Below are 21,915 nucleotides of genomic sequence, written 5' to 3'. Positions count from 1 at the left end.
TGTTATAATCTTACTTGCTTCCCCGCTTGGTGAAATGGTAGACACGCTTGACTCAAAATCAAGTATCTTGCGATGTGCTGGTTCGAGTCCGGTAGCGGGGACCACATTGGATTTATTTCAAACTCCTCAAAAAATAGAGGAGTTTTTTCTTAGTTAATTAAAATAATGAGAAGAATGCTGAAATCTATATTAAATATAGATAGTTTAAATTGTAATTGATGAATATAAAGACAAACGAAACCCTTTTTGATATAATACAGCATGAAAGTGAAGTGTCAAACTTGAAGAAAACCATTTGTTGGTCTAGCAAAGACTTAGAATTAGAAGAAAACCAAATAAAACTTAAAGAAACTTTTGAACAAGGAAACTTGGTCATATTTCCAACTGAAACGGTTTATGGAATTGGAGCAATCGGTTTGAATCCTGAAGCTTCAAAAAAAATATATCAAGCTAAGGGAAGACCATCTGATAATCCACTGATTTTACACATTGCAGATAAGAATGATGTTTTTAAATATGTAAAGTCATTAAGTCAGGATGCAGAGAAATTAATGGATGCATTTTGGCCTGGTCCATTAACTATGGTTTTAGAAAAAACAGAATTAGTTCCAAAAGAAACAACTGGTGGACTAGAAACGGTTGCTGTTAGATTTCCAAAAGATTTAACTGCACAGCAAGTGATTAAATTATCAGGATTTCCAATTGCGGCACCATCTGCAAATATTTCGGGTAAACCAAGTTCAACCAAATTTGAACACGTCTTCGAAGATTTTAATGGTAAAGTAGATATTATTATTGATGGTGGTCCTTCAAAAATTGGATTAGAATCAACGGTTATTGATTTGACTGGACAAATTCCTACAATTTTAAGACCAGGATATGTCACTAAAAAAATGATTGAAAAAGTATTAGGTTATGAAGTTATCGATTTATCTGGAACAAAACCTACTGGTGAAGTTAAGTCTCCAGGTATGAAATATACCCACTATAAACCAAAAGGTGAAGTCACCTTAATCCGTGGTTCAATTGAAGCAATGGTTAAGTATGTTGAAGCACAAAAAGAAAAATTAAAAGATAAAAAGATTTCAGTTATTTGTGAATCAGAATACAAAAACATATTTAATGTTGATGTTTTACTTTTAGGATCAAAAGATAACCAATTAGAAATGGCTCATAATTTATTTGCTAGTCTAAGAGAAATGGATAAAAATCAAGTTGAGTATATCTATATTCATTATTTAAATAAAGATGAATTAGGCTATGCATTAATGAATCGATTAGAAAAAGCAGCTGGTTATCAAATCATTGATTTGTAATCAAAAAGAGTAAAAACTCATTAATTAGAATTGAATAGATATTTATATTAGCGTATAATATCTATGGGAATGATGTTCTCCCGTGTAGGAAACTACAAAACCGCAAAACTTGCTGATGACGTCTAACCTTGTTTTAGGTTAGACGTTTTATTTTATTAATAGGTGTTTGATATGGTATACAGTTTAGGACTTATCTTATTTTTAGGATTTTCAATTGGTTTTTTATTTGAAAAAATTAAATTGCCTAAAATTATCGGAATGATTTTTATTGGCATATTAATGAGTGTTTCAGTCTTGGATTTACTTGACCCAAGTATTTATCAAATATCAGCCAGTTTAAGACAAATCGCATTAATCATCATTTTAACTCGAGCGGGATTATCTTTAGATATTGAAAGACTAAAAGAAATCGGAAGACCTGCAATTTTACTTTCATTTTTACCAGCTACATTTGAAATGATTGGTATTGTTATATTTGGGACTCTATTTTTCAATATATCGATCGTTGAAGCTATATTAATGGGAGCAACTTTAGCAGCAGTAAGCCCTGCAATCATTGTTCCTCGAATGATTGATTTAAAGAAAAAAGGATATGGTAATGACAAAAAAATTCCTGAGATGGTTTTAGCTGGTGCATCGCTTGATGATATTTATGTCATTATTATTTTCTATGCTATGCTTGGGTTAATTCAAAGTGGAAACTTTGAGTTTATGAGTTTATTAAATATTCCAATTTCAATAGTTTTAGGCGTCGTGCTTGGATTAATCGTTGGGTTATATATAACATTTTTATTTAAGCGTATAAAGTTAAGTACACCGGTCCAAATACTAATTATCACTTCTTTATCATTTTTAATGATTGGACTAGAAGAAGCGATGAAAGATTTTCTATCAATTAGTGCATTATTAGGCATCATGACACTTGGAATGGTAATTTTATTTAATCAAAAATCGAATGCAAAAGATTTAGAACAAGGATACAACAAAATATGGTTATTTTTTGAGATCATATTATTTGTTTTAGTTGGAGCATCAGTGGATGTTAAATATGTGTTTGATGCAGGATTTTTAGCTTTATTAACAATCCTTTTAGCATTGATATTCAGACTCTTCGGGGTTATGATTTCACTTGCTTTCACCAATCTTTCGATTAAAGAAAAAATATTTATTGGTATATCATATTTACCAAAAGCAACCGTTCAAGCAGCGATTGGTGGAATTGCATTAAGTTATGGATTACCAATTGGTAATTTGGTTTTAACAATGGCTGTATTATCCATCGTAATTACTGCACCACTTGGTGCGATATTAATCGATACATCTTATGGAAAATTATTGAAAAAAGCCATTTAAACGAGTGAAAACACCTTACTTTTTCTATTTGTAAATGTTATAATCATCATAGATGATATAAGTCTTCCAGAGAAAGGAAAAAAACTTATGTATAAGAACATCCAAAAATCTGAAATTCTTGAGTTAAAGAATCTAATTTCATATCAACCAAACCAAGTTTCAAGTAAAACCATCTCACAAAATAAGTATGTAAGTATCACGTTATTCTCATTTGATAAAGATGAAGAAATTGGTGCACATAAATCAAAAGGTGAAGCAATGATAACCATTCTTGATGGTAAAGCTAAGGTTACAATTGATGAAACAGTGTATTTTTTAGAAGAAGGTCAAACAATTGTCACACCTGCAAATATGATGCATGCATTGTATGCAGTTGAAAGATTTAAGATGTTATTAACAGTAGTTTTCCCAGCAGAATAATGAACAATATAACCGGTCATAGTTTCTTAACAAAATTAGGAAAGAAAAGACTTAAGCCTGGTGGAATCAGAGCCACTAGGTTTTTAATGAAACATGTTAGTTTTAATAAGGATAATAAAGTATTAGAGGTTGGATGCGGACAAGGATTAACCTCAATTGAATTGTTAAAAAAGTATAAATTTTTGAAAATCGTAGCAGTAGATATTGATTTAGATGCTATTAGATTAGCAAAGAAGAATGCACTCAAAGCTAAAGTGTCTGATCGAATTGAATTTATTCATGCCGATGGCACTAAACTCGATTTTATTAACGATTCATTTGATCTAATCATTTGTGAATCGATGCTAACCATGTTGACACTTGAGAAAAAAGAACAGGCTGTCAAAGGTTTTTATCGTCTACTTAAAAAAGGTGGAAAACTCTTAACCCAAGATATCATGATTGATTCTAAGAATGAAGAAATAGTAAATCAAATTATCACCGATTTGGCTAATGAGACTTTTACTCCAATGTTGCCATTAACATTATCAAATTGGCACAATGTCTTCGCTTCGCATGGCTTTTTAGAACAAGAACGTTTGGTTGGTAGAATTATTCAATTAAATCCAATTGGTATGATCATTGATGAAGGATTCTTTAGTATGATTAAAATCTATAAGAATGCCCTTAATAAAGAGAATAAAGAAAGATTCAGTAAACTGATTAAAGTCTTTAGAAAATATCAATCTAATTTAAGGTTTATTGCAAATATTAGCTATAAATTATAGTATTGATTGTTAAAAATTGAAATTTAACTATAATGAAGGTGTAAGGAGAACTTTACACCTTTTATGTTTATTGAAAGATTACTAGTTGCAGTTATTATGACAATCACTGTTGAATCAATGGTTATTTTGGTTTATAAAAACCGAACATTGAAATTATTTCTTTCTTCCATGATTATAAATTTATTTACCAATTTGTCTATGAATTTCTTACTAATGAGATATTTCTTTGAACCTTCAATCTATCCGAACGCTTTACTAATTTTAGAGCTTTTAGTCGTTTGTATTGAATCATTTGTCTATTATCTTATGACGAGAAATATAAAAACTTCAATTTTACTTTCTCTAATTGCAAATCTTTTAAGTTTTATCATCGGAATTATATTTCTATAGGAGGGATAAACATGAAAAAGATGATTTTGTTACTCGTTATGAGCATTATTTTTGTATTAAGTTCATGTGAAATTTTTGAAGCTAATGTTAACTTTTATGATGCAGATGTTTATACTCAAGATGGTGAGTCACTTAAACCTTATATTAAACCAGACTACGTGTTAGAAGAAGAGGGATTATTATCAACATCGTTTGTAAAAGGTATTGTTAAAAGTAAATTAAATGCCCCAGCCCCAGGTGATTACTATTTCATGACACATGTTGATATAGAGCAAACTTACACTGTAGCAATTATATTCAAAGTTAAAGGTACTTATGAGTTTACTTCAATGATTTTTGGAGGTGTAAACTATGAAAAAGAAGATGTTGAAATTCTAATTTATGAAGATTTATACAAAGTTAGATTTGATGTCTTTATTGAATCAATTCCAAAAATTCTTTACTTTGGTGAAACTAAATTTAATAACAAAAGTGGATCTATTCATCAAGTAGAATATAAAAATCGTTATACTAATGAATATAAAGGACTCTATTTTATCGAAAAAGAATCATAGGACACCTAAAGGTGTCTTTTTTTTGTATTTTTCATGTAAAATTTTCTGAAAAATGATATATTTGTTATTGTCTAAATAAATCAGATGGAAAGAAGATGAACTCAATGGAAAACAATAAAAAAATGGGTGTTGACTCGGCATCATCAACACCGTCATTCTGGCAAAAGACAAGACAATTTTTATACACCACATTAAACGCGATGACTTTTGGTATTTTTGGTACCATCGTTGTTGGTGCAATTGTACAAACATTAGGTCTTGTATTCGGGATTGATGTACTTTCAACTAGAGTGTCAACCGTACTTACACAGTTACTAGGTATGGGTATTGGTTTAAGTGTTGGTTTATCACTCAAACTCAATGGATTAAAACTAGTGATGTTATCAGTCGCAGGTGGTATTGCAGGGTTAGTTAGAGTTAATTTCAATTTACCTGGTTGGTTTGAACCAACAGCTATCTCAAACAATCCAATTACAATTTATCTTGTAGTCGTTGCAACCTATCTTATCATCGAATTAATCTTTAAAAAGAAAACAGTCTATGATTTATTCTTTATCCCTTTAATCGGTGTATTTGCTGCAGTTGCTTCAGTCTATATAGTTTCTTGGCCAATTGATCGACTAATGGAAGCAATTTATGCTACAATTAGATTCTTTATGCAAGCAGAACCATATACTACTAGTGCATTTGTTGGTTTAATATTCGGTATTTTATTAACGTTACCATTTATTTCTAGTGCTGGGGTTGCAATTGCAGTATTCTCGGTACCATTTGGTGTTGGTGGTGGAGTTCCTGATTCATTTGCAATTGCTGCAATGTGTGCTGCCGTTGTCGGATGTACAGCACAAATGATTGGATTCTCTGTTCAAACAATTCGTAAAAATGATATTGGAACAATCTTTACTGTCGGGCTAGCATCAAGTATGTTCCAATTTAAAAATGTAATGAAAAAGCCTATGACTTGGGCACCTACTTTGATTGCTTCATTTGTATTACCACCAGTAGCATATGCATTATTTAATGGTTATGATTGGTTTATCGATGTGATAAATCAAGGGCATACATTTACAGCTGCTTGGCCAGGCATGGGTTCAAGTGGATTAGTAGGTCAAATTCAAACATTAACTATCGCAGGATTTACTACTGAAGCTTGGCTATTTGCTGCATATCAAATCATTATTCCAGCTATCTTAGTACTTTTACTAGATGTCTTATTTATCCGCCTAAAATGGTATGGAGAATTAGATTTACTTTTAGATACGACATTGTAAGATAAATCCCGTAATTGGGATTTATTTTCTTTCAAAGAAAGAATAAGTAAAAACAATGATAAAATAACTTAAGGTGATAAAAAATATGGATAATAGAAATCTAACGCTTTTAATGGACTTTTATGAATTAACTATGGCAAATGGTTATTTCAAAGATAATAGACACTTAGATATAGCAGTTTTTGATGTTTTTTTTAGATCTATTCCAGAACAAGGTGGATATGCCATATCTGCTGGATTAGAATCAATCATTAACTATATCGAAAATTTAAAATTTGATCATGAAGATATTGAATTTTTAAGAAGTAAAAAAATGTTTGATGAAGGATTTTTAAATTACTTAAAGAATTTTAAATTCTCATCAGATGTATACGCAATTCCTGAAGGCACACCAATTTTTCCTAATGAACCATTATTAATTATTAAAGGGCCATTAATCGAATGTCAATTAATTGAGACTATGGTTTTACTTTCAATTAATCATCAATCATTAATTGCTACTAAAGCAGCTAGAATAGTTAGAGAAGCAAAGGGAAGAACAGTATTAGAGTTTGGAGCACGTCGTGCACATTCATTTGATGCAGCAAACCTTGGAGCTAGAGCAGCTTATATTGGCGGTGTCACTGGCACTTCAAATACATTAGCTGAAAAACTTTATGGTATTCCAGCACTTGGTACAATGGCACATTCATATGTTCAAAGTTTTGAAACAGAATTTGATGCTTTTAAGAGTTATGCGTTGAACTATCCCGATAATTGTGTACTTTTAGTCGATACATATGATACTTTAAATCAAGGTATCCCTAATGCAATTAAGACGCATAATGAAGTGTTGAAGCCAATGGGTAAATACTTAAAGGGCATTCGAATTGATTCTGGTGACTTAGCTTATCTATCAAATAAAGTAAGAGAAATGCTCGATGAAGCAGGTTTAACTGAAACTAAGATTACTGTATCAAACTCATTGGATGAATATTTAATTCGTGATTTAATTGTTCACCAAGATGCCAAAATTGATTCATTTGGTGTTGGCGAAAGACTGATCACTGCAAGAGCAGAAGCTGTTTTTGGTGGTGTATTTAAATTATCAGCATTAGAAGTTGAAGGCAAATTAATTCCTAAAATTAAGATTAGTGATAATGTTTCTAAAACAACTATTCCTGGTTTTAAACAAGTATATCGTTTCTATGATGAAACAGGGATGGCAATTGCTGACTTATTAACATTACGTGATGAAGTAATCGATGAGAAAAAACCTTATGTTTTATTTGATCCAGAACATCCTTGGAAAGAAAAAGAAGTTTCTAATTTTAAAGCTGTTCCGTTACTTGAAACGATTTATCAACAAGGTAAACTTGTGTATAAATTACCAACATTAAAAGAAATTCGTGAACGTAAAGACCAATTATTCAAAACTTTATGGCAAGAAGTTATACGCTTAAAGAACCCACACCAGTACTATGTGGATTTATCTAAACCACTATGGGATTTAAGACAAGAACTGATGACAAAACACAAAAACAAATAAAAATAGTAAATTAGTAGAAAGCGTGCATTAATCATGGCAGACGGAATGTCAAAAAATACTTACAAAATGTTAAACGGTAAAAGAATCTGGTTAACTTTATTGTTACTTTCATTACCGATTCTTATCAATAACTTAATTAAATCATTCAATGGGATGGTTGACATTTACTTCGTATCAAGAATGGATGCTTCAGAAGATACAATTAAATCAGCGATTGCTGCATTATCTTTACATGAATCATTCAATAATGTCATTCTCGCATTAGGCGTTGGGTTATCGATTGCTGCAATGGCAATTATTTCACAATACATTGGTGCCAAAAGAGAAGATAAAGCAAGATTCTATGCGGGTCAATTTGTCTTCTTATCATTTATTGTTGGAGCAGTGTTAACTTTATTTATAGTTTCTCTTTCTTGGTTATTCATTGGATGGATGGGAACCGCGGGTGAAACATATGATTTTGCATTAGAGTATTTTAATATTCGTGCATTTGAACTTCCGTTTGTAATATTCTTCCTTGTATATCAATCAATAAGACAATCTCAAGGATCAACAATTATGCCTACTGTCTTTAATATTGTGGGTATTCTGTTAAATATTCTACTAACTTGGTATTTTGTTTCTGAACTAAATATGGGGGTTGCTGGGTCAGCTTGGGCGACTTTAATAGGTAATGCAGTGTTTACACCATTTATGTTGTATGACTTATTTAGATCTAAAAAATATATTAGAGTAGAACCGAAAGGTATGTTACCGAGAAAAGCAGCAATTGCTGAAATTTGGCCATTTGCTTATCCAGCTGCAATTTCACAAGCTGTAACTTTCTTTGGATTCTTATTAATTAACTCATTCATCTTATCGCAATTTGGTGACGTCATTTCAGCGAGTTTCGCAACAGGTAATAAGTTGAGTAACTTATTAATGAACCCAATTTATGCGATTACATCTATTTCAGCAGTATTTATTGGTGCGAATATTGGACATAAACAACCAGAACGCGCAATGAAGGTTTATAAAGAATCTGGTATACTCACCTTTTCATTAACTGTTATTTCAATTACGATTGCAATTCTATTTAGAGAAGAATTTGTTAAAATGCTTGTTGGTGATGAATTACCTGAGTTAGTGTCAATTTCAGTTGAATATACATTCTGGCTGTTATTAACACAACCAGCAATGTCAATCTTCCAAAACTTTATGGCAGTCTTTAATGGTTCAGGTCAATCTAAGTTAGGATTAAAAGCACAAAGCTTTAGATTATGGGCTTTAAGAATCCCATTAATTATTATTCTTTGGCAAGTTCCAAAACTTTGGGGTTATGATTTAGGATATTCAATCATTTGGACTGCGATGAATATTTCAAATGTCCTTGCTTTATTCCATGCATATCGTTTAAAGAAAAATATTGTCTTAGATATCAAAGTTAATTTAAATGATGAACAACAAATTGAGGTAGCAGCCGTATGATTCATGTTGTCTTAATGCAACCTGAGATTCCTCAAAATACAGGTAACATCATGAGAACCTGTGTAGGAACAGGTGTTAAAATTCATCTAATTGAACCACTAGGTTTTAAAATTGATGATCAAAAATTGAGAAGAAGTGCTGTCGATTATTACGACGCACTTTACTTTGAAATCCATAAGGATTTCGAAACTTTTCAAAAGTTATATCCAGGTAAGTATTTTTATTTGACTCGTTATGGTAAACACAAGTATACTGACTACGATTATAGTAAAATTGATGAAGATATATTTTTAGTCTTTGGTTCAGAATCGTATGGTATTGATAGAACATTACTTGCAAATAATATTGATAGTACATTTAGAATACCAACTAATGATCACATAAGAAGTTTAAATCTTTCTAATTGCGTTGCAGTAACTGTATTTGAAGTATTACGTCAACTAGGGTTCCCTGATTTAATCGATCATGAACCAGACACCTTAAAGGGTGCGAATTATCTAGAACAATTTAAGGAGAACAAATAATGTTGAAGGCAAATAAAAATCCAAAAGTTTTGACCAATGATTTATCGATTACAAAAAAACCGAAACGTCAACAAACAATAGGTGAAGAAATTGCAAATGCAACTTCCCATGGTGTGATGGCTTTATTTGGAATCTATGCACTAATCGTGTTGATTTTACAAGCTGATAATGGATGGGAAATGACTTCAGCTATCGTATTTGGTATCTCAATTATTCTACTTTATCTAATGAGTTGTTTATATCATTCATTAGCATATACAAAGAGTAAAAGTGTATTCAAAAGATTTGACCATATCTCAATTTATATTTTAATTGGTGGTACTTTTGCACCAGCATTATTATTACTTCCATCATTAAGACAAACACCTTTTCTTGGTATAGAAGGTATGCTTGATATCGGTCTTACTTTATTTATTGGTCAATGGACCTTAATTATTATTGGAATTGTCTTTAAATCAATTTGGGTTTATCGTTTCCAAGCAGCTCATTTAGCAATTTATTTACTCATTGGTTGGAGTGCAATTTACTTTATAAGTGACTTGTATCAATACTCTGCACCAGCTATGTGGCTAATTCTTGCGGGTGGTATTTGTTATTCGGTAGGGGTAGTTTTCTATGTCTTATCAAGAATCAAATATTTCCATTTTGTGTGGCATATTATGGTAGCAGCCGGCACAATTTTACAATTTTTAGCAATTTACCTATATTTAATGTAATAATCATTCATATGTATAAAATAACTATTGAAATATAACCAAACTTGGACTATAATTCAAGAGATAAAAAAGAAGGAGTACAAACTTATGAAAATCATGTCTGTCAACGCCGGCAGTTCAAGTTTAAAGTTCCAATTACTATCAATGCCTGAAGAAAGAGAAATCGCATCTGGTATCGTTGAAAGAATTGGTAATAGAAATGCAGAATTCACTTTAAAGTTTAACGGAACAAAAATTGCAAAGAAAGATTTAGTTATCTTAGATCATGCAGTAGCTGTTAATTTAGTAATCAATGGTTTACTTGACAATAAAATTATCTCATCATTAGATGAAATCAATGGTGTTGGGCACCGTGTTGTCCAAGGTGGCGAACTTTTCCAAGATTCAGTTATCATTGATGATGAAGTTGTCTTAAAGATAGCATCTTTAAATGACTTAGCACCATTACACAATCCAGCACATATCATTGGTATTAATGCATTTAGACATGCACTACCAAATGTGATTCAAGTTGCAGTATTTGATACTGTATTCCATCAAACAATGCCTAAAGAAAACTTCCTTTATGCAACACCTTACGAATGGTATGAAAAATTTGGTGTTCGTAAATATGGAGCTCACGGAACATCACACCAATACGTATCAGCGATTGCTCATGAACGTTTAGGAAAAGAAGATTCTAAGATTATTGTAGCTCACATCGGAAACGGTGCATCACTTACAGCAGTTCGCGCTGGTAAGAGCGTTGATACATCCATGGGTTTAACACCACTTGAAGGTATTCCAATGGGTACAAGAAGTGGTAATATTGATCCATCTGTATTCTTATTAATGAACAAAAAAGAAGGTTATTCATTAGATAAAACTTTAAATGAATTAAACCGTGCATCAGGTTATTTAGGAGTTTCTGGTGTATCACATGACTCAAGAGATATCGTTGATGCTGCACATCAAGGTAATGAACGTGCTCAATTAGCAATCGATATTCAAGCGAAGAGAATTGCTGACTACATTGGTTCATACTATGTATTACTTGAAGGTTTAGATGCATTATGCTTCACTGCTGGTATTGGTGAAAATGCTAAAGAAGTTAGAGAAGCTGTATGTAAACGTCTAGAAGTATTAGGTGTTAAACTTGATACTGAAAAGAATAATTCACGTGGAGAAGCTGAAATCTCAGCTGCTGATTCTAAAGTTAAAGTTTGGGTAATCCCAACAAACGAAGAAGTCATGATTGCACGTGACGTTGTACGTTTAGGTAAGAAATAAAACTTAGGAGACTTAAAGTCTCCTTTTTTTTCTTTCAATTTTATTAAAAATCTAATGATGTTATAATGTTTTATGTAGGTGATTTATTATGCAAAAACATGTGAAGCTAAATGATGTAATCAATTTAGATATAAAGAGAATGGGCATTAATGGTGAGGGCATTGGGTATTATCAACAACTTGCTGTTTTTGTTGATAATGCATTACCAGGTGAGAATGTTGATGTTGAAATTACCGAAGTTTTTGAAAATAGAGCAGTTGGCATTTTAAAAAACATTATTAAAAAATCAAAAAATAGAATTGATCCATTCTGTGCTATCTATGATCAATGTGGTGGGTGTCAAACACAGCATTTTAACTACAATGCAATGCTTGCACAAAAGAAAGATATTTTAGCGAAAGCACTTGATCGTTATGTGAAAAATTATCCTCAAAATGTTATAAAACCAACAATTGGAATGGAAGACCCAATGCATTACCGTAATAAAGCAACCTTACCTCTAAGGAAGGTTGATGGTAAAAATCGATTTGGTATGTATCAAAGAAATTCAAATATCTTTGTACCAATCGAAGACTGTGGGGTTCAGCATCAAAGAATAAATGATGTTTTTCATACATTAGTTGAATTAATGGATAAATATCAAATTGACGCATATAATAAGCAAACAAAAGAAGGTTTCATTTCGCATGCAGTTGTTAGAATTACTCAAAATTTAAATGAGATTCAAGTTTCTTTCATTGTACCAAAACGAGTAGAAAGTATTTATTCATTAGTACATGAATTAGTAGAAAAACATCCTGAAATCTTATCTATTTATGAAGTTGTTAATAACCAAGAAGAAGCTATGAGTTTCTTTACAGAAGAATCTTACCTTTTATTTGGTAAACAAAAGATTAATGAAATGTTACATGAAAATCAATTCACATTAAAACCAGAAGCATTCTTTCAGTTAAATACTTATCAAGCTGATAAGTTCTATCAAAAGATGAAGGAAGTTTCTAATTTAACTGGAAATGAAGTTGTTATTGATGCTTATGCAGGTATAGCTCCAATCTCACACTACATTTATCAAGATGCTAAAAAGGTATATGCAATTGAGATTAATAAAGATGCAGTTGAATCAGCAAAAGAATCACTTCATTTAAATGGGATATCAAATGTAGAAGTCATTCAAAAAGATTTTAAAAAAGCGTTAGAAACATTAAATGAAAAAACAATTGATGTGATGTTATTTGACCCACCAAGAACTGGTCTTGGAAGTGAAACAATCAATTTAATTAAAAAATATCGTCCGAAAAGATTAGTTTATGGATCATGTAATCCCTCGACACTTGCTAAAGATTTAGCAGAACTCATTACACTTTATGAGATTAAAGAGATTACACCTTTTGATATGTTTCCTTATACATCATTGGTGGAGAGTATCTCATTGCTTGAATTAAAAACGGCTTTGTAAGGCTCTTGGTGGTTCATTATAAAATAACGAAGTATAAGATATAGGCTGGAAATTCATATTTTCCAGCCTTTTTTCATTTTTACCGATTTTCTTAAGTATAAGGGGTAGTGTAAGGGAACATGTAACTCAAGGTAGGGTAGAGAGTGTTTCACTGTTTAGCATATTTTAGAAAAGTTGAGCGATTCATACTTAACAGTTTAGACGCTTCTAAATTAGTAATTTCTTTGTTTCTATACATCTTTACAATATATTCAAAGTTATTTGGCAATACATATTTTGGTCGTCCCATGTGAACGCCTCTTTCTTTAGCAAGTTTAATTCCTTCAGTTTGTCTAGCTCTAATATTTTCTCTTTCCGTTTCTGCAACAAATGAAAGAATTTGTAAAACAATATCACTGATAAACTTGCCAACCAAGTTAGTAGCATCGTTTCTTGTATCAAGAAGTGGCATATCAATAACTAAGATATCCGATTCTATCACTTTGGTGATATGATGCCACTCTTCAATAATCATATAATAATCTCTACCTAATCTGTCAATTGATTTAATAATAAGAAGTTCATTCTATTTAATTCTCTTTCATAATCTTTGATAGTTTTTACGATCGAACTCTTTACCACTTTGTTTATCAATGAATATTTATTCTGTAATTCTAATTGATACATTTCATCCATTTGATTTATAAACTTAGAATAATCTTATATTAACACTCTGTAACAGTACTGAATTAGTTTATAACGTTGCTTTACATATAAAAAGTATAGTAGTAAAATACAAGTATCTAATAATTTAAACTTTTTTCGCAGATATAAAAGTAAATATTTCACGATTTATAACATCATAAATGAAATTTTCATGAGGTTATTGTATTCGCCAATTTGAAAATCGGAGGTGTTAGTTTATCGTGCAAATAAGATAATAAGAATATGATTTGAAAAAAGCATGTAGATTTAACAGCAGATTTTTATAGTAAGTAAGATTTTTTAAATAAAGAGTGTGTAATATTCGGAGGATGAAAGAATGAAAACACTAGAAAAATGTCCATTATGCGGAAATAAAATGATTGAAGGCAAATTGGGCGTTATTAACCAATTGCATGGAGCAAAATTAGTATTTGAAGATAAAAATCAAACAAATCTTAGATTGACTAAGATTGGATTTGATAGACTTTACATTGATCAAATCTATTATTGCTCTAACTGTGAAATGTTTGCTGGATTTACTAATAAGAAAAAAAAGGATAGAAAATGAAAAAAATAATTGTTATATTTATGTTGACATTTATACAAGGAAATATTGACGTAGGTCAAGAACTCAAAACTGAATTAAACTATCTGATAAATGAGCTTTATAATTCTAGAAATTAGTTTGATTAGAAACCAGGTAATCTAAGAATTGAATTTATTGAAACATTTTGTAGGCATACCAAGTCACCATTTATTGACAACCAATTAAACAAACTTGAAGCTGATTTAAAGAATAAACACATTATCTATAACAATAATCCCATACTCAAGGTTTGCTAGAATTAGCAACGAGATTTATATACATGATGTATCCTTCCCCCCCCAATTTTTCTCTTGAGTAGGGAAACATATTTATGTTCCTTACCGAATTTTTTGCAAGCAATCTAGGGTTCACTAAGCTCGTTGAATCAATAACTTTATTAGAGTTAAAATAATCAAATGAAATTAAATGTATTAAAACTAAGCTGGAAGAGTATATTCCAGTTTTTTATTTTCAGTAAACTTTTTAAATGGGAGAAATAATTTGTTTTAACGAAAATGCGAAAACGTTTAAGTAACAAAAGTATAGATATCCTCTTTATTAAGCGAAAACGTTTAAATATCGAAAATAAAGCGTTTACATTTTCGTATTTTAATGTATTGACAACGCTTTCATCCTTTATATATAATGACAGCGTAAACGTTTAAGTAAATCATTTTAGGTGGATATTATGGTTAAGTTAAAAGATATTGCATACGCTGCAGGGGTTAGTGTTGCAACAGTTAGTAAAGCATTAGCACACAGTCATGAAATCAGTGAGGAAACAACAACTAGAATCATGAAACTTGCTAATGAAATGGGATATATTGCTAACTCATCAGCTAGAATTTTAAAAACAAATCGCTCTTACAACATTGGAGTGGTATATGAAGATAAAGCAAGAGCTGGTTTAGGACATGACTACTTTTCTAGTATGTTAAACTCCATTCGAGATGAGCTTGGTTTAAGTGGATATGATATTACATTTATTTCAAATCTTGTTGGAGAAACTAAGCATTCACCATTATCACATGCAAGATATAGAAGATGTGATGGGGTCATTATTGTAGTTGCTGAATTTGAAAATCCGGAAATATTAGAACTTGTTAATTCAGATATTCCTGTTGTTGCTATTGACCACATCTATGAAAATAGACCAGCTATTATGTCAGATAATCATGTAGGTTTATATCAAATGGTAAAGCATGCGTATAGAAAAGGTCATAGAAAGATTGCATTTATACATGGTGAAGATACAACAGTTACAAGAGAGAGAATTCAAGCTTTTATGAGAGCTTGCAATGAACTTAATTTAGAAATACCAAGAGATTATATAAAGGCTGCTAAATATCATTTACCTAAATTTAGTGGATTAGCCACCAGAGAATTGTTAAGTTTAGAAGATAAACCAACATGCATTATTTATCCGGATGATTATTCATTTATGGGTGGTTTATCTGAAATTGAAAAACATAATTTAAGTATTCCTAATGATATTTCTGTGATGGGTTATGACGGAATATATCTATCAAGAATATTAAGACCAAAACTAACGACATATATGCAAGATGCTGTAGAGATTGGTCGCCAAGCTGCATCAAAAATTATTTCTGTTATTGAAAAGAGAAAACCAAGTACACCAGACATCATCACTGTCTCTGGCAAACTACAAGATGGTCAAACGGTTAAAGATATAAACATCATTTAATTTGGTCCCAAACATAGTAAGACTATGTATAAAAAATAAAGGAGATTTATATGAAGAAACTATTAGTATCAATGTTGTTAGTAGTTGTCGGTCTTGTACTTATTGCTTGTACCGAAAGCTATGAAACAGATGGTGGGGAAGTTTTAGTTATCCGTGCTTGGAATACTGAGTTCCAAGATAGATTCAGAGCTTACTATCCTGATTTCAAGGAAACTAAATCAGATGGTACAGATCTTTTAGAAGATGGTACAGTTGTGAAATGGATTATTACACCTAATGAAAATAATGCATATCAAAATGCATTAGACCAAGACTTATTAAACCAATCATCAACTGCTCAAAATGACAGAATTGACATATTCTTAATTGAAGCTGACTATGCTTTAAAGTATGTTAACTCTGAATATTCATTAGATATTAAAGCTGATTTAGGTATCACTGATGCACAACTGTCTAATCAATATAAATATACTCAAGAAATCGTTACTTCGAGTGATGGTAAGTTAAAAGGTACATCATGGCAAGCAACACCTGGTTTATTTGCATACCGTGCGGATATTGCAAGAGAAGTATTTGGAACTGATGATCCAACTGAAGTCCAAAAAGAAATCGCAAATTGGGATAAGTTTGACGAAACTGCTGAAGATATGAAAGCTGCTGGTTATAACATGCTAGCTGGTTACGATGATGCTTATAGAGTATTCTCTAATAACATGTCTAAACCTTGGGTAAATGCTAATAACGAAATTGAAGTTGACCAAAATATCACACGTTGGATTGAACAAACCAAAGAGTATACAACCAAAGGTTATAACAAAGGTGCATCTTTATGGGATAGCGTATGGCAATCTGAACAAGGTCCTTCAGGTAAAACATTTGGATTCTTCTATTCTACTTGGGGTATTAACTTCACATTATTAGGTAATTCATTAGCTAATCCAGATCAACCAGCTGAAGTTGGTAATGGTTTATATGGTGAGTGGAGAGTTGCTAAGGGTCCACAAAGCTGGTATTGGGGTGGTACATGGATCGTTGGTGCTAAATATTCTGATAACCGTTCATTAGTTAAAGATGTTATGTTAAAGTTAACTACAGATAAAACGATTATGAAGAAAATCACTGTAGATACTCAAGACTATACTAACCATAAAGCTGCAATGTTAGAACTTGCAAATGACCCAGAATTCGGTTCAGCATTCTTAGGTGGTCAAAACCATATTAAATTATTCGTTGAATCTGCTAATGCAATCTCATTAGATGCAATTTCACCTTATGATCAAGGTATTACAGAAACATTGCAAGCTGCAATGAAGGACTACTTTGTAGGTACTGTAACATTAGATAAAGCTTGGGAAAATTTCTACACTAACCTCAAGGTTAAACACCCAGAATTAAAAGAAAAAACCTCTTAATTAAAAGTTAAGTTTGAAGAGAGGTTCAGTCATGAACCTCTCTTTCCAATTTTAAAGGATCAGGTAACCATATGGAAGTTAAAAAGAAAAAGAAGTTTAATAACAACATGTACAGTAAGTGGGGGTATATCTTCATTGCACCATTCTTTGTGATTTATGGTATTTTCAGTGTAATTCCACTGGCAATGACGATATATTATAGTTTTTTTGAATATTATTTCTCAATGGGGCTCTTCCCAGTTGGGCCAAATTTCATTGGCTTTGCTAATTATACAGAACTCCTAGCTGGACCATTTTGGCAAATATTAGGAAATACCTTTATTATGTGGGGCATGGGTTTTGTTCCACAAATTGTTATTTCTTTATTACTAGCTGTATGGTTTACAGATTCTAGATTAAAACTTAAGGGTTTAGGATTCTTCAAATCAGTTATTTATATGCCAAATCTAGTGATGGCATCAGCATTCTCAATGATTTTCTTTATGTTGTTTGGACAAAATGGTCCAATTGTAAAAGCATTATTTGATGCAGGTATTGTTGCTGAAAATTTTGATATCTTTGATACTGTTTGGGGAACTAGAGCTGTCATTGGCTTTATGAATTTTGTTATGTGGACTGGTAATACAACAATTTTATTAATGGCAGGTATTATGGGGATTGATCCTACTTTGATGGAAGCAGCAGAAGTTGATGGTGCATCACGTAGTCAGATTTTCTTTAAAGTTACAATGCCACTGTTAAAACCAATCTTTATTTTTGTTCTGATTACTTCAATGTTAGGTGGATTGCAAATGTATGATGTTCCAGCAATTCTTACAAATCAGACAGGGTCACCTGATAATAGTAATTTAACAATTATGATGAGGTTACAACAATATCTTCAAAATTCATCTAATTATGGTATGAGTGGTGCAATATCAGTGTTATTATTCATAATTGGTGGTGCAGCATCATTATTAGTCTTTAGATCATTAATCAAAAACGATCTGGTCAGTCTTGATAAGGTAGGTAACTAGTATGGAAGCTCAATTACAACCACAAATTAAACCTAAACCTAATTCATTTTGGTATCAATTTAACATTGTCTTACAACGTATAGTAGTTTATACATTCTTAATACTTCTAAGTTTCTTATTTCTATTTTGGATGTATGTATTAATTATTAATGCGACAAGACCGAGTTCTCAGATTCAACAATCATTTAGTGCACTACCTGGAACTTTCTTATTTACTAACTTTAATACGATGATTAATAATACAAACATTCGCTTAGTTGAAGCACTTTGGAATTCATTTTTCATTGCTTCACTAAGTGCACTATTATCTACCTATTTTTCAGCTTTGACAGCCTATGGAATTCATATGTATCATTTCAAATTAAGAAAAATAGCATATGTATTTATCTTAATAGTTATGATCATTCCATCTCAAGTTGCAACCATTGGATTATTATCAATTCTTTATCAATTTAGACTTACTGATAATTACTTTGTTTTAATTGTTCCAGCTATTTCATCACCTGCAACATTTTTCTTTATGAAACAGTATATGGAATCTGTATTACCTTTTGAAATTGTTGAATCTGCACGTGTTGATGGTTCTGGCGAAATTAGAACATTCCATCAAATTGTTTTACCAATGATTAAACCAGCACTAGCTGTTCAGTTTATTTTCTCGTTTGTTGGATCCTGGAATTCTTTCTTCTTCCCAGCGATGATTATTAAATCACCAAATAAGAGAACTGTTCCACTGATTATTTCAGAATTACGACAACTATCCAATCCAGCAACCTTTGATTTAGGATTAGTTTATATGGTTATTGTATGTGCTGTTATTCCGCTTGTTGTTGTCTACTTTATCTTTAGTAAACACATTATTAAAGGTGTAACTTTAGGTAGTATCAAAGGTTAATTTTAAAGAAAGAAGAAGAATACTATGAAATTTGGTCATTTTGATGATTTAAATAGAGAATATGTCATTCAAACACCATATACACCATATCCTTGGATTAACTATTTAGGTAGTGATAATTATTTTGTATTGTTTTCGAATACTTCAGGTGGATATAGTTTTTATAAAGATGCAAGACAAAGAAGAATCACTAGATTTAGATATAATAATGTTCCAATTGATAGTGAAGGTAGATTTTTCTATATCAAAGAAAATGATACAATTTGGAATATTGGTGAAAGACCTATCGAAACAAAATTAGATTTTTATGAAGCTAGACACGGTTTAGGTTATTCTAAAATAACTGGATTAAAAAATGAATTAAGAGCAGAACAATTAAGTTTTGTTCCTAAAAACTATAATGGTGAAATTCATACGATAACCCTAACCAATGAAGGAAATCAAATAAAGAGTTTTTCTGTCTTTTCATATATCGAATGGGCATTATGGGATGCTTCTGATGATGCTTCTAACTTCCAAAGAAATTTTTCAATTGGAGAAGTAGAAATAGAAGGAAGTACAATTTATCATAAAACTGAGTACCGCGAAAGAAGAAATCATTTTGCATTCTTTCATGTGAATCAAAAATTAGCAGGTTTTGATACGGATAGAGAAACGTTCATCGGTTTATATAATAGTGTCAAAAATCCAAAAGTTGTTCTAAATGGTGAATCATTAAATAGTGTCGCTGATGGTTGGGCTCCGATTGGATCACACCATCTAAAAGTAGAACTTAAACCAAATGAGTCAAAAACGTTAATTTTTATATTAGGTTATGTTGAAAATCAAAAAGATGATAAATTTGTTAAAAAAACTGTAATTAATAAGACAAAAGCTTATGAAATGATCGATAAATTTAAAACAAAAGACCAAGTATTAAAAGCTTTTGATGATTTAAAAGCATTTTGGGATGAAACTTTATCTAAATATCAAGTAAATACAATTGATGAAAAACTTAATCGAATGGTTAATATTTGGAATCAGTATCAAATTATGACATGTTTCAATTTATCACGTAGTGCCTCATATTTTGAATCAGGCATTGGTCGTGGTATGGGGTTTAGAGATTCAAATCAAGACTTATTAGGATTTGTTCATCTAGACCATAAAAAAACTCGACAAAGAATACTAGACCTTTCATCTACTCTTCTCCTAAACGGTGGCGCTTATCACCAATATTCACCCCTAACAAAAAAAGGGAATGCGGATATTGGTGGAGGCTTCAACGATGATCCAAATTGGTTGATCTTATCTACTTGTGCATATATCAAGGAAACTGGTGATTACTCAATTTTAGATGAAGTGATTACTTATGAATCAAATCCTAATTATCTTGGAACACATAAAGAACATTTAGAAAAAGCATTTTATAAAGTTGCTAAAAACTTAGGACCAAATGGTTTACCATTAATTGGTAGAGCAGACTGGAATGATTGTTTGAACTTAAACTGTTTTTCAGAAGAACCAGGTGAATCTTTCCAAACTGTTGAAAACAAAGGTGATGGTAAGGTTGCTGAATCAGTCTTTATCGGTGGACTTTTAGTACTTACTGGAAAGGAATATTCAAGATTACTTGAAAAAATTGGTGATTTAGAGCTTAGAGCTGATGTGATATCCAGAATTGAAAAGATGACTGAAGTTATGGAAACCAAAGGTTATGATAGCGAATGGTTCTTACGTGCTTATGATGCTTTTGGACAAAAGGTTGGTTCAGTAGAAAACGATGAAGGTAAGATTTTCATTGAGCCACAAGGTATTGCAGTTATGGCAGGGATAGGTATTAAGTCTGGTAAAGCTAAGAAAGCTTTAGAGAGTGCTAAGAAGTATTTAGATACACCATATGGAATGGTATTAAATTATCCTGCATATAGTAAATATCATGTTGAATTAGGAGAGATTTCTTCTTATCCTCAAGGATACAAAGAAAATGGTGGTATTTTTTGTCATAACAACCCATGGATTGCATGTGCAAATGCTGTTATTGGAGATGGTGAAGAAGCACTTAGAGTTTATAAGAAGATAGCTCCAGCATATTTAGAAGATATTTCTGAAATTCATAGAACTGAACCATATGTATACTCACAAATGATTGCAGGTAAAGAAGCGAAGCGTCATGGTGAAGCAAAGAATTCTTGGTTAACTGGTACTGCAGCTTGGAACTTTGTTGCAATTTCTCAGTATATCTTAGGAATACATGCAGATTATGATGGTTTAAAAGTGGCACCAGTGATACCAAGTGATTTTGGTTCATACGAAGTGACAAGAAAATTCCGTGATGTGACTTATAAGATTCATATTAGTCATTCGACTGTTCATAAAGGGCTTTTTGTTAATAACCAAAAAGTTGAAGGTAATATTATTCCTTTTCAACCTTCAAATGAAATTCAGAATATAGCGTACTATATCGAAAAATAAAATATTAGACTCATGAGCCTTACAACATATGAGTATAGAAAAAAGGGTATTTTTGATACCCTTTTTCTATACCAATCATAGGATTTGATACATATTTAATAAATAATAACAAATCATTAAGTTATCCAATAC

19 protein-coding genes, 1 tRNA gene and 1 riboswitch are annotated in these 21,915 nt (G+C 31.3%); of the genes, 19 read left to right on the top strand and 1 reads right to left on the bottom strand.

Going from position 1 to position 21,915, the window contains the following annotated elements; genetic code table 11:
- Positions 1-20: 20 nt before the first annotated feature.
- From PG914_RS00260 to rlmD, 13 genes are all read left to right on the top strand, one after another.
- Positions 21-104: transfer RNA gene (locus tag PG914_RS00260), tRNA-Leu, on the top strand.
- A 177-nt stretch (positions 105-281) separates the two neighbouring features.
- On the top strand, positions 282-1,316 hold the full coding sequence (locus tag PG914_RS00255) for an L-threonylcarbamoyladenylate synthase (RefSeq protein WP_488821675.1): 1,035 nt from the start codon (positions 282-284) through the stop codon (positions 1,314-1,316).
- Positions 1,317-1,372: 56 nt separating this feature from the next.
- A riboswitch (Fluoride riboswitch) is annotated at positions 1,373-1,448 on the top strand.
- Between the two features lie 39 nt (positions 1,449-1,487).
- Positions 1,488-2,669 carry a cation:proton antiporter gene (locus tag PG914_RS00250; protein WP_488821674.1) on the top strand — a complete coding sequence of 394 codons (1,182 nt, stop codon included), beginning with the start codon at positions 1,488-1,490 and terminating at the stop codon, positions 2,667-2,669.
- 87 nt (positions 2,670-2,756) lie between these two features.
- On the top strand, positions 2,757-3,089 hold the full coding sequence (locus tag PG914_RS00245) for a cupin domain-containing protein (RefSeq protein WP_488821673.1): 333 nt from the start codon (positions 2,757-2,759) through the stop codon (positions 3,087-3,089).
- Positions 3,089-3,856: a class I SAM-dependent methyltransferase gene (locus PG914_RS00240; protein ID WP_488821672.1), complete on the top strand. Its 768-nt coding sequence runs from the start codon at positions 3,089-3,091 to the stop codon at positions 3,854-3,856. Before PG914_RS00245 ends, PG914_RS00240 begins: the two co-directional genes overlap by 1 nt.
- A gap of 401 nt (positions 3,857-4,257) precedes the next feature.
- On the top strand, positions 4,258-4,800 hold the full coding sequence (locus PG914_RS00235) for a hypothetical protein (RefSeq protein ID WP_488821671.1): 543 nt from the start codon (positions 4,258-4,260) through the stop codon (positions 4,798-4,800).
- A 104-nt stretch (positions 4,801-4,904) separates the two neighbouring features.
- Positions 4,905-6,071: a PTS sugar transporter subunit IIC gene (locus tag PG914_RS00230; protein WP_488821670.1), complete on the top strand. Its 1,167-nt coding sequence runs from the start codon at positions 4,905-4,907 to the stop codon at positions 6,069-6,071.
- 85 nt (positions 6,072-6,156) lie between these two features.
- Positions 6,157-7,599, top strand: coding sequence for a nicotinate phosphoribosyltransferase (locus PG914_RS00225; protein WP_488821669.1), 1,443 nt, complete (start codon positions 6,157-6,159; stop codon positions 7,597-7,599).
- Positions 7,600-7,632: 33 nt separating this feature from the next.
- Positions 7,633-9,066, top strand: coding sequence for an MATE family efflux transporter (locus tag PG914_RS00220; RefSeq protein WP_488821668.1), 1,434 nt, complete (start codon positions 7,633-7,635; stop codon positions 9,064-9,066).
- A complete protein-coding gene (locus PG914_RS00215; RefSeq protein ID WP_488821667.1) occupies positions 9,063-9,590 on the top strand; it encodes a tRNA (cytidine(34)-2'-O)-methyltransferase in 528 nt (175 codons plus the stop codon). Before PG914_RS00220 ends, PG914_RS00215 begins: the two co-directional genes overlap by 4 nt.
- The gene (gene trhA / locus PG914_RS00210; protein WP_488821666.1) at positions 9,590-10,306 is read left to right on the top strand and encodes a PAQR family membrane homeostasis protein TrhA; all 717 of its coding nucleotides are present in this window, start codon (positions 9,590-9,592) and stop codon (positions 10,304-10,306) included. Before PG914_RS00215 ends, trhA begins: the two co-directional genes overlap by 1 nt.
- 87 nt (positions 10,307-10,393) lie before the next feature.
- Positions 10,394-11,575, top strand: a complete 1,182-nt coding sequence (locus PG914_RS00205; RefSeq protein WP_488821665.1) for an acetate kinase — start codon at positions 10,394-10,396, stop codon at positions 11,573-11,575.
- A gap of 88 nt (positions 11,576-11,663) precedes the next feature.
- On the top strand, positions 11,664-13,031 hold the full coding sequence (gene rlmD / locus PG914_RS00200; RefSeq protein WP_488821664.1) for a 23S rRNA (uracil(1939)-C(5))-methyltransferase RlmD: 1,368 nt from the start codon (positions 11,664-11,666) through the stop codon (positions 13,029-13,031).
- 148 nt (positions 13,032-13,179) lie between these two features.
- On the opposite strand, the gene PG914_RS00195 is transcribed toward rlmD, so the two are convergent.
- A complete protein-coding gene (locus PG914_RS00195) occupies positions 13,180-13,581 on the bottom strand; it encodes a recombinase family protein (protein WP_488821843.1) in 402 nt (133 codons plus the stop codon).
- Positions 13,582-14,052: 471 nt separating this feature from the next.
- Here PG914_RS00195 and PG914_RS00190 point away from each other — a divergent pair, with 471 nt between their 5' ends.
- The 6 genes from PG914_RS00190 to PG914_RS00165 all read left to right on the top strand — a co-directional run bounded on the left by PG914_RS00190 (position 14,053) and on the right by PG914_RS00165 (position 21,783).
- On the top strand, positions 14,053-14,283 hold the full coding sequence (locus tag PG914_RS00190) for a hypothetical protein (protein ID WP_488821663.1): 231 nt from the start codon (positions 14,053-14,055) through the stop codon (positions 14,281-14,283).
- Positions 14,284-14,989: 706 nt separating this feature from the next.
- A complete protein-coding gene (locus PG914_RS00185) occupies positions 14,990-16,006 on the top strand; it encodes a LacI family DNA-binding transcriptional regulator (protein WP_488821662.1) in 1,017 nt (338 codons plus the stop codon).
- A 50-nt stretch (positions 16,007-16,056) separates the two neighbouring features.
- Positions 16,057-17,418: a carbohydrate ABC transporter substrate-binding protein gene (locus PG914_RS00180; RefSeq protein WP_488821661.1), complete on the top strand. Its 1,362-nt coding sequence runs from the start codon at positions 16,057-16,059 to the stop codon at positions 17,416-17,418.
- Between the two features lie 107 nt (positions 17,419-17,525).
- Positions 17,526-18,434 carry a carbohydrate ABC transporter permease gene (locus tag PG914_RS00175; RefSeq protein WP_488821660.1) on the top strand — a complete coding sequence of 303 codons (909 nt, stop codon included), beginning with the start codon at positions 17,526-17,528 and terminating at the stop codon, positions 18,432-18,434.
- Position 18,435: 1 nt separating this feature from the next.
- The gene (locus PG914_RS00170; RefSeq protein WP_488821659.1) at positions 18,436-19,329 is read left to right on the top strand and encodes a carbohydrate ABC transporter permease; all 894 of its coding nucleotides are present in this window, start codon (positions 18,436-18,438) and stop codon (positions 19,327-19,329) included.
- Positions 19,330-19,353: 24 nt separating this feature from the next.
- Entirely contained in the window at positions 19,354-21,783 is a 2,430-nt protein-coding gene (locus PG914_RS00165; RefSeq protein WP_488821658.1) for a glycoside hydrolase family 94 protein, read from the top strand.
- Positions 21,784-21,915: the final 132 nt, after the last annotated feature.

The sequence above is a fragment of the Acholeplasma sp. ORD1043 genome (assembly GCF_057808485.1).
Note: the sequence above shows the minus strand (reverse complement) of the source record. Positions and strands in the feature narration are given on the sequence as shown.